Annotated in this window: 4 protein-coding genes and 1 pseudogene; 4 read left to right on the top strand and 1 reads right to left on the bottom strand. The window is 50.6% G+C overall.

The window, feature by feature from the left end; all coding sequences use genetic code 11:
• Positions 1 to 3: 3 nt before the first annotated feature.
• The 4 genes and pseudogenes from Xhom_RS13750 to Xhom_RS36600 all read left to right on the top strand — a co-directional run bounded on the left by Xhom_RS13750 (position 4) and on the right by Xhom_RS36600 (position 3249).
• A complete protein-coding gene (locus Xhom_RS13750; RefSeq protein ID WP_232326223.1) occupies positions 4 to 963 on the top strand; it encodes an ABC transporter ATP-binding protein in 960 nt (319 codons plus the stop codon).
• Entirely contained in the window at positions 956 to 2053 is a 1098-nt protein-coding gene (locus Xhom_RS13745; RefSeq protein ID WP_069315179.1) for an ABC transporter permease, read from the top strand. Before Xhom_RS13750 ends, Xhom_RS13745 begins: the two co-directional genes overlap by 8 nt.
• Positions 2054 to 2139: 86 nt before the next feature.
• Positions 2140 to 2726, top strand: a pseudogene (locus tag Xhom_RS45865) (SDR family oxidoreductase).
• A gap of 7 nt (positions 2727 to 2733) precedes the next feature.
• The gene (locus Xhom_RS36600; RefSeq protein WP_232326224.1) at positions 2734 to 3249 is read left to right on the top strand and encodes a hypothetical protein; all 516 of its coding nucleotides are present in this window, start codon (positions 2734 to 2736) and stop codon (positions 3247 to 3249) included.
• Between the two features lie 309 nt (positions 3250 to 3558).
• On the opposite strand, the gene Xhom_RS13735 is transcribed toward Xhom_RS36600, so the two are convergent.
• Positions 3559 to 14367: a non-ribosomal peptide synthetase gene (locus Xhom_RS13735; protein ID WP_069315180.1), complete on the bottom strand. Its 10809-nt coding sequence runs from the start codon at positions 14365 to 14367 to the stop codon at positions 3559 to 3561.
• Positions 14368 to 14371: the final 4 nt, after the last annotated feature.

Below are 14371 nucleotides of genomic sequence, written 5' to 3'. Positions count from 1 at the left end.
CTTATGGGTATTCAACACGATATGCAGCGCAATACTGAGAAAGTGATTGAGTTTGAACAGGTCAAAAAACACTACAAAGACTTTCAGGCACTGAAAGGGGTTTCTCTGGATGTTTATCGAGGGGAATTTTTGGGCTTGCTGGGGCCAAATGGTGCCGGCAAAACGACATTGGTTGAGATATTGGAAGGGTTGAAAAAACCGGATTCAGGCTCCGTTCGGGTATTGGGCAAAACCTGGCAGCAAGATGCGTTTTACTTGCGCCAGCGTCTTAGTGGTGTTCTACAGGAAACCTTGTTCATCAATAAACTGAAAGTTGAGGAGATACTGAATCTGTTTGGCAGCTTTTATGGCTGTTCACGCAAGCGGGCGCAGGAAGTGATGGAGTTGGTTGAGCTGACAGAAAAGCGCAAAACCTATGCGGAAGGACTATCGGGCGGTCAACGCCAACGGCTTGCGCTTGGTGTGGCCATCATGAATGAACCGGAAATTCTCATTCTGGATGAACCTACCACGGGGCTTGATCCGCGCTTTCGCCATGATACATGGGACATTCTGCGCAAACTCAATCGTGAAAAGCATTCAACGATGATCCTGACCACCCATTATATGGAAGAGGCTGAATATCTCTGTGACCGCATTTGTATCATGAATAAAGGTGAGATTATCACTCAGGGCAGTATGAATGAGTTGTTGAAAAAGCATTGCAACGGCGAGCTCATTGAATTCGTTACCCATTTTCCGGAACGTTTTCAGGAACTGGGCCAGCATGAGCAAGTATTGAGCTATGAATATGATGAGAGAAAAAACAAATTCTGCATGTTGATCGAGGACTCAGCCAGTTTTGTGGCTTACCTTTTTGATTTTGCTAAACAAGCCAACGCTGACATCCTTGAATTGATGATCAGGAAGAAAACGTTGGATGACTTGTTCATGACCTTGGCAGGGAGACGATTCCATGAATAATGCCTTGATTAACTTGATGAATACCCAATTCCGTCAATATATTCGTGAGCCGGAGATCCTATTCTGGTCATTTGGTTTTCCGCTTTTGCTGGTTTGGTTATTGGGGGTGTCGTTTTCTTCTCAAGATGTGCCTGAACGGGACATTGGTATTATCCTGCCCACGGAAATTGTCGAACAGCAGAAAATAAAACAGTGGGGAGAGCAGCTTACTGCACAGGAACATACCATTTCTGGCATTATCAATAAAGATGACATCAAGCGCGATAAGTTGGTGAGAGTCAAATATAACATCACATATTACCCCAATCATGATGCTGTGGTGCTGGGGCTAAAACGTGGGGACATCGAGATGTTCATTGAACAGGATGCGGAGGGTAAACGTATCCACTATCTTGACCCACAAAACAGTGATGCCCTGCTGACCTACTACCTGCTTAATCAGCAGGAAGGAAAACAGGCAAAAGATAATTTGTCTATTCTGGAAACACCGGGACTACGTTATCTGGATTTTCTGGTGCCGGGGTTATTGGCGATGGCAATCATGGAAACCTGTCTGATTGCAGTTGGCTGGGCGCTGGCAGAGAAACGCATCGCGCGGGTAACGCGCCAGATGTGCATTACGCCGATGCGAAAATCCACGTTCCTGATGGCGCACATCCTTGCGTGTCTCATCATCAATTTCACTGAGATATTAATCATCTACCTGTTTGCGGAGGTCTACTTTGATGTCGTGATGCAGGGATCTTTCTATGCCTTCCTGTTGTTGTTATTGACGGGAAATATCTGTTTTTCGGGTCTGGCGGTGCTGGTGGCATCCCGTGCCCGTAAGGCACAAACGGCCAATGGCCTGTTGGAAGTATCTATCCTGATACAAATTTTGTTGTCAGGGATCTTTTTCAGTTACAAAAAATTCCCGCCGTGGATGGCAGACATCATTGAATACCTGCCATTGACGATTCTGGCTGACAATATGCGCAAGATATTTATTGAAGGCAGTGATGTTATGCAGGTTATCCCCGCAGCCATTATTTTGAGCTTAATTGGGATTGTAACATTTATTATGGGGATGAAGATCTTCCGTTGGTATTAAAAGATTGGGTATAAAAATAGAGGAAATTGAAAACAGAGAAAAGACGAAGCCGATTTCGTCTTTTCATCTGATTATAGGGGATAAACATGCTTAGCAACGTCAAAAAGGATATCAAGAATATATTAATTACGGGTGCAACGGGGGTTGTGGGAGGACGAATCTTACTTGAAATTCTGACCACAACGGATGCCGATGTTTATTGCCTGATCAGAGCTGAAAATAATCAGCAGGCACTGGCGCGTTTAGCAAATTTTTTGTTTGCCTACGATCAGGCGAAACAGAGCCAAAACATGATCCATCGGATCATTCCCATATTGGGTGACACTACCCAAAAAATCTTGGGCTGACGGAAGTACTTTATTCAGAGTTGACGGTCAAAATTGACCGAGTTATCCATTTTGCGGCTTGGACTAATTTGATGGCAGCTTACAGTAAACTTGCACCCGTTAACGTGCAGGGCACACATCATGTCATTGAGTTCTGTCTTCAAGGCAATATACCGATGCTCTATACATCCAGTTTTAGTATGGTGGGAGATCATCTGTATCGTGCCAATTTTACGTTGCGTGAATCGGATCTTGATGTAGGCCAGCGATTCGATGGCATGAGCTACGCGCGTACCAAATTTGAATCGGAACAAGCCATTCATCAGGCGGGTAAAAAAGGGCTTTAGTGGATCATTGTGCGTCCGGGCATTGGTCGAAACTGGCCTGACTTTCAGCGCGCAGGAAGATTTTGACATCGTGCCCGTTGATTACGTCGTAAAAGCCTCACTGTATTCCATTTTGTATATCGAAAAATTTGATGGCAAAACCCTTCATCTCACAGATCCAGACCCGATGACGTTTAACGACATCGTTTCCAGTCTGCGGGAGTTTGGATACCGCATTGAAACCATTGGCAACGATATTTACATGGAGGCGTTGACACAAAATCGACTTTATTACAATGGCCAGCCTTATCGTTCCTCTTTTACTGACCTGCTGGCCCTGATCCATAACGGCATGGAAATGAATGAAAGAGCCAAATATGCCACGGAGATAACGACTGATTTACTGCGTGGCAGTGGAATTCAATATCCCCCATCGAACAAGAAACTGCTCTTTTGTTATATCAATTACCTGATTAAACTTGGATTTATACCGTCACCGCAACAGCAGGGAGAGAAGGGAGAAATCAGGGCAATTGCGCCATAGAATGGTCCGTTGACATAACGGATTGATATTATTGGCTCTGTAAGGGCAGGGCATTAATAAAACAGCAATTTAATTAAGCTCCTGTCCTATTAGGCTCTAAGCTAATATCACAGTAGTAAGAACTCAAAATATGGCTGTAGCGATAGTTTTTCTGCAAATATCTTTTATGCAGGAGAGTATGGCTCGGTGGTGGCAATAGAACGCTGTATACGTTAACCGTCCATTTTTCCCCTGACTATCGAAAAGGGCATTAGCCTCTGGTTTAAACTCCCGCCTTCCTAATAAGGCGGGAGTTGTTTAGCTATATGTTTACTTCTCCACACTCGCGATAGCTGATGCCAGATCCTGAACGAAAGGATGGCGCATCATGGTGATGTGATCTCCGGCTAAACGCTGTGGTACTACCTCACCAGTTACTAAGGTTTCCCATCCGGTGATTATGCTCTCGACAAATGTCTCCAATTCCTCATCTTCTTGGTTATCACTCGCTAAGAGCAAGTGAACACTCCCGGAATAGCGGTCTTGTGGCTGGTAATGCGCTAACGAATGAGACTTGAATACACGCACATAAGTTGCGATTTCTTCAGGTTCAAGCTGAGATGGCAAGAGCTCCTCTTCGATCAGGCGCAGGCGCAAGCTATCGATTTGCGCCTTTTCTGTCATCGACTGGAATTCTTCCTCAGTGAAGTGATCTTCTGCGCCCTTAAGTGCGGCAAGCACATTGCCAAATTCGGCCATCCAACGGCTGTCAGACCATTCTAATTCATCCTTCGGTGCGAAGTTTTCAAGGGGTGGTTCGCTATCGACTAAAGCCAGCAAGGCAATTTCTTCACCTTGTTGGACGAGCTGACGAGCCATTTCAAATGCGAGCCAGCCGCCGAATGAATGTCCACCCAAGTAATAAGGGCCGGTTGGCTGGACTTTTTTCATATCGTCGATCATCACATCAGCCATTGCTTCAAGGCTCTGTAAATGAGTGTGACTACCGTCTAATTCGGGGGATTGCATACCCCAAACAGAGTAATCTCCCTCTAATTCTGTCGCCAGTTCACGAAGATAAAGCACTTGCCCGCCCGCGCCCGGGGCAAAGAACAGCGGTTTCGCCCCAGTGTTTTGTGACAAACCGACCATTGAGCCAACATCAGCATTATCACGGTTTTCAATGATGCGAGCCTGCTCTTTAATGGTGGTGAATGTCATCAAACGTGCCATCATTCGCTGTTCCAGCCCGAATTTTTCTACTGCCAGCGAACAGGCTTTCAGGATTAGCAGGGAATGCCCGCCCAGCTCGAAGAAGTGGTCATGGCGGCTGACACGTTCTAAGCCCAGCAGGTTCTGCCAAATCTGGGCCAGTGTGCTTTCCACTTCACCTTGTGGCGCTTCATAGCCACGTACTACGATGGCGGACTGGTCAGGGGCAGGGAATGCCTGACGGTCAATTTTGCCATTGGATGTGAGCGGGAAGGCATCGAGTGTCACAAATGCGCTGGGAAGCATATAGTCCGCCAGATGTTGGGCAAGCTGTTGTCGCAGTTCGCTGGGGACAAGGCTGATACCGGATTGAGGCTGCACATAGGCGATGAGGCGCTTATCATCAGAGGCTGTTTCGCGCACAAGGACGATAGCTTCAAGTACGCCCTGACATTGAACCAGTTGATTTTCTATCTCACCCAATTCAATGCGGAAACCGCGCAGCTTGACCTGAAAATCATTGCGTCCCAGATATTCAATCATGCCATTGGGCAGCCAGCGGCCCAGGTCACCGGTTTTATACATACGGGCATCAGGCTGTCGGCTGAACGGGTCGGCAACAAATTTCTCCGCCGTTAAATCGGATCGGTTCAGGTAACCACGGGCCACGCCGGCACCACCGATATGGATTTCACCGCTGACACCCAATGGGACCGGTTGTCCGAGCGTATCCAGAATATAAATGCGGGTATTGGGCAACGGATAACCAATCGGGATGTTATCAGTGATAGGCACAGTGTGTTGATTGTCCAGCATCAGCGTTGTGGCGATGACTGTCGTCTCGGTTGGGCCATAGGAGTTAATCCAGCGGCAGGACTGCGTTTCCGGCATGGCGTGCCAACTCAGCAAATGGCGGAGTTCTGCTTTCTCACCGCCGACAATAACCGTGCGCAGGTATTGGCCGAAACCACTGCGACCCGCTGTCATCTCCTGTACCCAGTGATGCCAGAAGGCGGTCGGGAGATCGATGATGGTGATCTGTTGCTCATTCAGCAGAGTGACAAAATCTGCATCCGGTACGCGGATATGAGCCGGGCGCAGAACCAGCGTAGCGCCGGAGGCGAGGGTAGGGAAAATATCTGACACCGAAGTATCAAATGCCACGGTGGCAAATTGCAGTATGCGATCTCCGGCCTGCGGTTCACTGGTTTTGTGTTGGGTGTGGATAAAATTCACCACATTGCGGTGTTCCAGCATCACGCCTTTCGGTTGTCCGGTTGAGCCGGAAGTATAGATGATATAAGCCAGATGATGCGGCTGTAGCCCTATCTGACTGGCATCAGGATTATGCTCAGGCTGTTGTGCCACGTTTTCCCGATGTTTTTCGTTATCTAACAGCCAGACATTCACGTCCTGTAGCGGCAAACGAGCCTGCAAATGTGTCTGGGTCAGCAGTAACACCGGCTTGCTGTCTGTTAACTGATAAGCCAGCCGGTCGAGAGGATATTCCGGATCGAGTGGAATGTAGCCCGCGCCCGCCTTGAGAATCCCGTACATGCCAATAATCATGTCCAGATTGCGATCAGCACAGATAGCGATACGATCATCAGCACGTACGCCAGACGCAATCAGGCTATGCGCCAGTTGGTTGGCGTGGCGGTTCAGTTCTGCATAACTCAATTGTGTATCGCCAAATACCAAAGCGGTGGCATCCGGTGTGAGTTCCGCTTGTTGCTCGAACAGTTGATGGATCAACTTATCCTGCGGATAGTCCAGTGCGGTGTCGTTAAACGTCTCCAGTAATTGGGTACGTTCTGCCAGTGGCAGGATATCGATTGATTGGATTGCTTTTTCAGGAGCAGTTTGCAGTGTGGCCACAATGCCTTTTAGCGCGGTGTTGACATAAGCATTAATGCGTACAGGATCAACTTGCTGGCTACATTGCGCTGTGAGCTCGAATCCATCATCAAAATCATCCACATCCAGCGACAGTGGGTAGTTGCTGCGCTCTTCACTTTCCATTTCCTGAATGCCGTCCCAGGCCGGTGAACTGGATTGTTCATCATCACGCGGGCTATGGCGGAAATTGAGCAGGCTGTTAAACAGTGGCAATGATGCCTGAATGCCACTGCAACGCTGTGCAATCGCCAACGGCGTCTGTTCATGATCCAGCAACTCGCTTAAGTGCTGATAAGTTTCCTGTACCACTTGCCCAACATTGCGATCCTGCAAACGAATACGAACAGGCAGGGTATTGATAAACATCCCAAGTACTTGGGATGCGCCCATCCCGCCCTGTAAGCGACCCAGTAATACGGTACCGAATACCACATCATCACGGCCGCAGCATTGTGCCAATACCTGTGCCCATACTACATGGAACAGCACCGCAGCGCTGATCCCCTGTTGACGGGCGCAGTCGCGGATCTGCTGAGCAAGTTCGTCATCCAGCGTGAGGATATTTTCCACTATTTCATCGTGCTCATCGCGTTTGCCACCCTGTACATCCAGTAAACCAAAGGGCAGGGTCGGCTCTTCTACATCTCCCAGTAATTGTTGAAAATAAGCCTTGTGTACCTCAATCGGCACTTTGCGGATCTGGGCAATAAAATTGCGGTAAGGTAGGGGCGCGGGCAGATTCGCTTCTTCACCCAAGAGTAATGCTTGTACTTCACCGAAAATGATTTCCAGTGACAGGTGGTCACAAACCAGATGGTGATGCAGCAGGCTCAGCCACCACAGCCCTGAATCGGGATCTTTGGCAATGTTGGCTGCCAACAGTGGCGCTTTGGTAATATCCAGCCGGATTGTTTGCGGATCGGTAAGGCACTGTAATTGTGTTTCGGCATTTTCCCCTGCTGAGAGAGTGAGTTCAGTAATGGGTAATGGTGCATGGCGGTAGACGACTTGCACTGGCGTAGGGAGTTCCTGCCAATGGAAGGCACTGCGCTGAATATCATGTCGATCAATCACCTGCTGGAGTGCCTGCAAGAAACTATCCAGCCGTTCCCGACTGTCAAAGTTCATCAGGATGTTTTCGAGATAGGTATCGCCTTCCTCTTCCAGCAAATGATGGAACAGAATACCTTCCTGTAATGGCCCCAACGGGTAGATATCCTGAATGTTGGCGGTACCGCCCGGTACGCGGTCAACAATCTGGTCAATCTGTGCTTGGGTTAATTCCACAAGAGGCAGCATTTCGGGCGTAATGGTAAGGCTGTCTTCGCGGATCAGGTTTGGTGGAATAGCTTGGGCTGCCGTGTCTTGTTCACTGTTCCGGTTCAGGCGTGAGCTCATGGCAGCCAGTGTCGGAGCAGAGAAGACGGCACTGACATCAATGGATAGCCCTTGCTGACGCAGTTGTTCAATCAGGCTGACGACCAGCAGTGAATGCCCACCCAATTCAAAGAAATTATCGTGGCGTCCGACGTGTTCCAAGTCCAGCAGGGATTGCCAGACGGCCGCCAATTTCTGTTCGATTTCGCCTTGTGGTGCTTCGTATTCACGATTGACAGTAGCAGTATGATCGGGAGCGGGCAACGCTTTACGATCTAACTTACCGTTGGCGGAGAGGGGGAAGGCATCCAGCATGACAAAGGCACTGGGAAGCATATATTCCATCAGGCGGGTGCTGAGTTGCTCGCGCAGATCGGCCGGTGTCAGGGTGATGCCGGTATGTGGGATCACATAGGCCACCAGACGTTTGTCACCATTCTTTTTTTCTTCACGGGATTCGTCGCGGGCGATCACAACAACATCACTGACTCCGTTACAAGCCGCCAGTTGTGCCTCGATTTCCCCCAGCTCAATGCGGAAGCCGCGTATTTTGATCTGAAAATCGTTGCGCCCCAGATAATCAATCATGCCATTTGGTAACCAGCACCCTAAATCGCCGGTCTTATACATGCGGGCGTTGGGCTGTTCGCTGAAAGTATCGACAACAAATTTTTCTGCGGTCAGTTCCGGCCGGTTCAGATAACCACGGGCGACGCCCATGCCACCAATGTGAATTTCGCCGCTCACGCCGACAGGTGCGGGCTGACCGTGGGCATCCAAAATATAGATGCGTGCATTGGGCATCGGATACCCAATGGGAATGTTGTCGGTGACAGTCAGTATCTGTTTATCATCTAGCGTCAAAGTTGTGGCGGTCACGGTGGTTTCGGTCGGGCCGTAGGAGTTAAGCCAACGGCAGGATTGTGTCTCCGGACGTGACAGCCAGCCCATTAAATGACGGTACTCTGCTTTTTCACCCCCGATAATCACGGTATGCAGATAAGGACTGAAACCGCTGCGACCCGCCATCATCTCCTGTACCCAGTGATGCCAGAAGGCAGTCGGCAGATCGATGATGGTGATCTGTTGTTCCCGCAAGAAATCGACAAACGTCATGTCCGGTATGCGGATATGAGACGGACGCAGAACCAGCGTGGCACCGGAAGCAAGGGTCGGGAAAATATCTGATACTGAGGTATCAAACGCCACGGTGGCAAATTGCAGGATGCGATCCCCTAATTGAGGTTCGCTGGTCTGGCGTTGGGCATGGATAAAGCTCACCACATTACGGTGTTCCAGCATCACGCCTTTCGGTTGTCCGGTTGAGCCGGAAGTATAGATGATATAAGCCAGATGGTGCGGTTGAAGGCCTATTCTCTCAATATCAGGATTATGCGCAGGCTGTTTTGACACACTTGCTTGATGGGTTTCATCATCCAACAGCCAAACAGGCATTTCCTGTATTGGCAGGCGAGCCTGTAAATGTTGCTGAGTCAGCAATAAAGCCGGTTGGCTATCCGATAATTGATAGGCCAGTCGTTCGGTCGGATATTCTGGATCGAGCGGAACATAACCCGCACCCGCCTTGAGGATCGCGTACATGCCAATAATCATGTCCAGACTGCGATCGGCACAAATTGCCACCCGATCATCGGGGCGTATGCCGGCAGCAATCAAGAGGTGTGCCAATTGATTGGCGTGCTGGTTCAGCTCTGTATAACTCAATTGGTTTTCGCCAGATACCAACGCGATGGCATCCGGTGTGCGCTCAACCTGCTGCTCGAACAGTTGGTGGATCAGACTGTCCTGCGGATAAGTCAGTTGGGTTGCGTTAAAGTCCACCAACAACTGCGTGCGCTCTGCTGATGGCAGGATATCGAGCGCGCTAATGGCTTGCTCTGGCGCGTATTGCAGCGCAGCCACAATACTTTTCAGAGCGGCATTCATATAAGCATTGATGCGAGCCGGATTAATTTGCTGACTGCATTGGGCGGTGAGAGCAAATCCATCGTCAAAATCATCCACGTCTAACGACAACGGGTAGTTACTGCGTTCTTCACCATTCAGCTCCTGAATGCCTTCCCAAGCCAGTGAGTTGGATTGTTCATCGTCACGCGGGCTATGGCGGAAGTTGAGCAGGCTGTTAAACAGTGGCAGGGGAGCCTGAATGCCGCTGCAACGTTGTGCCACCGCCAATGGGGCCTGTTCGTGCCCCAGCAATGCGCTTAACTGCTGATAAGTTTCCTGTACCGCCTGCTTAACGGTGCGTGTTTGTAAGCGAATGCGGATAGGCAGGGTATTGATAAACATACCGAGCACTTCGGCTGCACCAGCTCCTCCCTGCAAGCGGCCCAACAAAACGGTACCGAATACGACGTCGTCCCGTCCACTGCATCGCGCCAAGACCTGTGCCCACGCCACATGGAACAGCACAGCAGAGCTCATTCCCAATTGACGGGCGCAACCGCGCAGGTTGTTAGCCAGCTCGTTGTCTAGCGTGAAAATATCTTCTGTTATTTCATTGAGACTTCCACCCTGCACATCCAGTAAACCAAAGGGCAGGGTTGGTTCTTCCACATCACCCAACAGCTCGCGGAAATAGGCTTGATGAGCCTCCAGCGGGACATTGCGGATCTGAGCGATAAAATTGCGGTAAGGCAGGGGCGCTGGCAGTTTGTCACTCTCTCCCAGAAGCAGGGTTTGCACTTCACTGAATATCATATCGAGCGAAATGTGGTCGCAGACCAAGTGATGATAGAGCAGGGAGAGCAGCCACTGTCCCGATTCTGGATCTTGGGCGATATGCGCCGCCAGCAGTGGCGCTTGGGTAATATCCATCCGCACTGAGCGCGGGTCAGTAAGACGGCGTAATTGTATTTCGGCGCTTTCTGCTGCTGAGGCACTTTTTTCTGTTAAGAGTATATGTTCAATCATGGGCAATGGCGCACGGCGATAGACAACCTGCACCGGTTTAAGGAGTTCTTTCCAATGAATGGCACTACGCAGAATATCATGGCGGTCAATGACTTGCTGGATTGCCTGCAAGAAGCTGTCCAGCCGTGATCGACTATTAAAAACCATCAATTGATTATCGAGATAGAGATCGCCCTCGTTTTCCAGCAAATGATGGAAAAGAATGCCTTCCTGTAATGGTCCCAGCGGGTAGATATCCTGAATATTGGCGATACCGTCCGTGACATGGGCGACAATTTGGTCAATTTGGTTTTGGGTTAACTCCACCAGCGGTAGCATATCGGATGTGATGGCAAGACTGTCTTCGCGGATCAGATTCGGTGGAATCGCCTGCTCGGTGGTAGTTTTATGACTATTCTGACTCACGAGTGCGCTCATGGCCGCCAGAGTGGGAGCAGAAAAAACGGTGCTGACATCAAGGGACAGACCTTGTTGGCGCAGCTCTTCGATCAGGTTGACGACCAGCAGGGAATGCCCGCCCAACTCAAAGAAATTGTCATGACGGCCGACTTGCTCCAGACCGAGCAGTGATTGCCAGACGGCCGCCAATTGCTGCTCAGTGTCGCCTTCTGGCGCTTGGTATTCACGGCTGACCACCGCCGCCTGATCCGGTGCCGGCAGGGCTTTGCGATCCAATTTGCCGTTGGCAGACATCGGGAACGCGTCCAGCATGACAAAGGCACTGGGGAGCATATGCTCCATCAGGCTGCTGCTCAGTTGTTCACGCAGGTGAGACGGGCTGAGTGTGACCCCCGATTGCGGGATCACGTAGGCCACCAGCCGCTTATCCCCCCGGCCTTCTTCACGGGCGATCACCACCGCATCGCTGACCCCTGCACAGGCCGCCAGTTGGGTTTCAATTTCCCCCAGTTCAATGCGGAAGCCCCGGATTTTGACCTGAAAATCATTGCGCCCCAGATACTCAATGGCGCCATTGGGCAGCCAGCGGCCCAGGTCACCGGTTTGATACATCCGGGCATCAGGCTGTTGATTGAACGGATCGGCAACAAATTTCTCGGCCGTTAAATCGGGGCGGTTCAGGTAACCCCGCGCCACCCCCGCGCCGGCAATATGGATTTCGCCACTGACGCCGATGGGAACCGGCTGGCCGTGCGTATCCAGAATGTAAATGCGGGTATTGGGCAACGGATAGCCAATCGGAATGGTATTTTCGAGCGGCAGGGGCTCTTTGCTGTCCAGCGATAATGTGGTGGCAATCACCGTCGTTTCGGTCGGGCCATAGGAGTTGATCCAGCGGCACGCCTGGGTTTCCGGGCTGGAGAGCCAGTTGATTAAATGGCGGTATTCCGCCTTTTCGCCGCCGACAATAATGGTACGCAGGTACGGGCTGAAACCGCTGCGCCCCGCCATCATCTCCTGTACCCAGTGGTGCCAGAAGGCGGTGGGCATATCCATAATGGTGATCTGTTGTTCTCGCAGGAAATCGACAAAGGTGATGTCCGGTATGCGGATATGGGGTGGCCGCAGCACCAGCGTAGCGCCGGAGGCAAGGGTCGGGAAAATATCAGACACCGAAGTATCGAATGCCACGGTGGCAAATTGCAGGATGCGATCCCCCAGTTGAGGATCGCTGGTCTGGCGCTGGGCATGAATAAAGTTCACCACATTGCGGTGTTCCAGCATCACGCCTTTCGGTTGTCCGGTCGAACCGGAGGTATAAATGATGTAGGCCAGATGGTGTGGCTGGAGTCCCATTTGGCGGGCATCAGGATTTTGGACCGGTTGTTTCGCGACGCGCTGCCGATGATGGTCATCATCCAGCAACCAGACCGCCATATCCTGGAGCGGCAACCGAGCCTGTAAATGCTGCTGAGTGAGTAATAATGCGGGTTTGCTGTCCGTCAACTGGTAGGCCAGCCGTTCAGCGGGGTATTCCGGATCGAGGGGAATATAACCTGCACCCGCCTTGAGGATCGCGTATATGCCGCTGATCATATCCAGACTGCGCTCGGCACAAATAGCAATACGGTCATCGGGGCGCACGCCAGAGGCGATCAGATGGTGAGCCAGTTGGTTGGCTTGGTGGTTCAGTTCGGCGTAAGTCAGCTGACGCTCACCAAACATTAACGCAATGGCATCCGGTGTCCGTTCTGCTTGTTGTTCGAATAGCTGGTGGATCAGGATGGTCTGTGACGGTGAGGACAGATGCGGATAGTCCAGAGCCGTCTCATTAAAATCCACCAAAACTTGGGCACGTTGCTGAGGTTGCAACAGAGGCAAATCTTCCACCCGCTGCGAATCATCTTCAACCATCGCCGTCAGCAGGGTTTGCAGGTAACTGGCAATGCGTTCAACGCTGGCAGGGTCAAACAGATCACTGGCGTACTCCAGCTCACCGACTAAGCCGTTATCAGTATCATTCATGGAAAGTGAAAGATCGAAATGCGAGCTGCTTTCGGTGAGATTGATTTCACTGATCGTCACATCCGGCAATTCAATACTCTGTTGCCCCGGCGTGTTATCCACTGACATCATAACCTGAAAAATCGGGCTGTGGCTCAGACTACGCGGAGGTTGCAGCGCTTCGACCAGTTGTTCGAACGGTAGATCTTGGTGGGCATAGGCTTTCAGGGCATGTGCTTTCACTCGTGCCAACAGATCTTTTACACTCGGATTGTCATCCAACTGAACCCGCAGTGCCAGCGTATTGACGAAGAAGCCGATCAGCGGCTCCAATTCGCGGTGTTGCCGGTTGGCAACGGGTGTACCTATCACTAAGTCTGTTTGGCCGCTGAGACGGGAGAGCAATGTTGCCCATCCTGCCATCAACGTCATAAATAACGTTGTACCATGACGTTGGCTCAGGGTTTTTAATCCGGCCTTGATTTCAGGTGGCAAAGTGATAGTGACGCATCCGCCGGCATAACTTTGTTTCTCCGGGCGTGGTCGGTCGGTGGGTAACTCTAAAAGTGCCGGCGCGCCCTGCAATGCATCACGCCAGAAATTCACCTGTTTTTCCAGCACTTCTCCCTGTAGCCACTGCCGTTGCCAAAGGGCATAGTCGGCATATTGGAGTGTCAGGGGTGGCAGGGGATCATTTTGTCCCTCGCTGAATGCGTGGTAAAGCGTGGACAATTCGTGCATCAGAATATTGAGTGACCAACCATCGGAAATAATGTGATGTTGGGTTAACAGCAAAATATGGTCATTTTCTGCTTGTCGGAGCAGCCGGCCCCTGATCAGGGGGCCTTGTGCAAAATCGAATGGCTGGTTGGTTTCACGCTGGACGATGTTTTCAATGGCTGTTTGCTGCTCAGCCGAAGGCAGATGGCTGAGATCCTCCACGGTCAAAGAGAAGCCATTATTAGGTTTGCCAATGACTTGTTGGGCTTGGCTGTCGACCATTTTAATGGTGGTACGCAAAATTTCATGGCGAACGACAATCTTGTCCAGAGCGGCTTGCAGGGCATTCAGATCCAGATGACCTTGCAGACGCAAGCCACCGGGAATATGGTATGCCGTCTGTGCGGCCGGATCTAACTGCGCTAAGAACCACAGCCGCTGTTGTGCCCAAGATAGCGGGAGCGTTTGTTGATCAGCACTTCTCGGAGCAATCTGGCTCTTTTCCTCTACCTGACTATTTTGGATGCGTTCTTTAATTTTTTTCTGGAGTACCGCTTGTCTTAATTTTAATAAAGTCAGTTCGTTATTACTCATTTAA

This window comes from Xenorhabdus hominickii (genome assembly GCF_002632725.1).
Classification (GTDB): domain Bacteria; phylum Pseudomonadota; class Gammaproteobacteria; order Enterobacterales; family Enterobacteriaceae; genus Xenorhabdus; species Xenorhabdus hominickii.
Note: the sequence above shows the minus strand (reverse complement) of the source record. Positions and strands in the feature narration are given on the sequence as shown.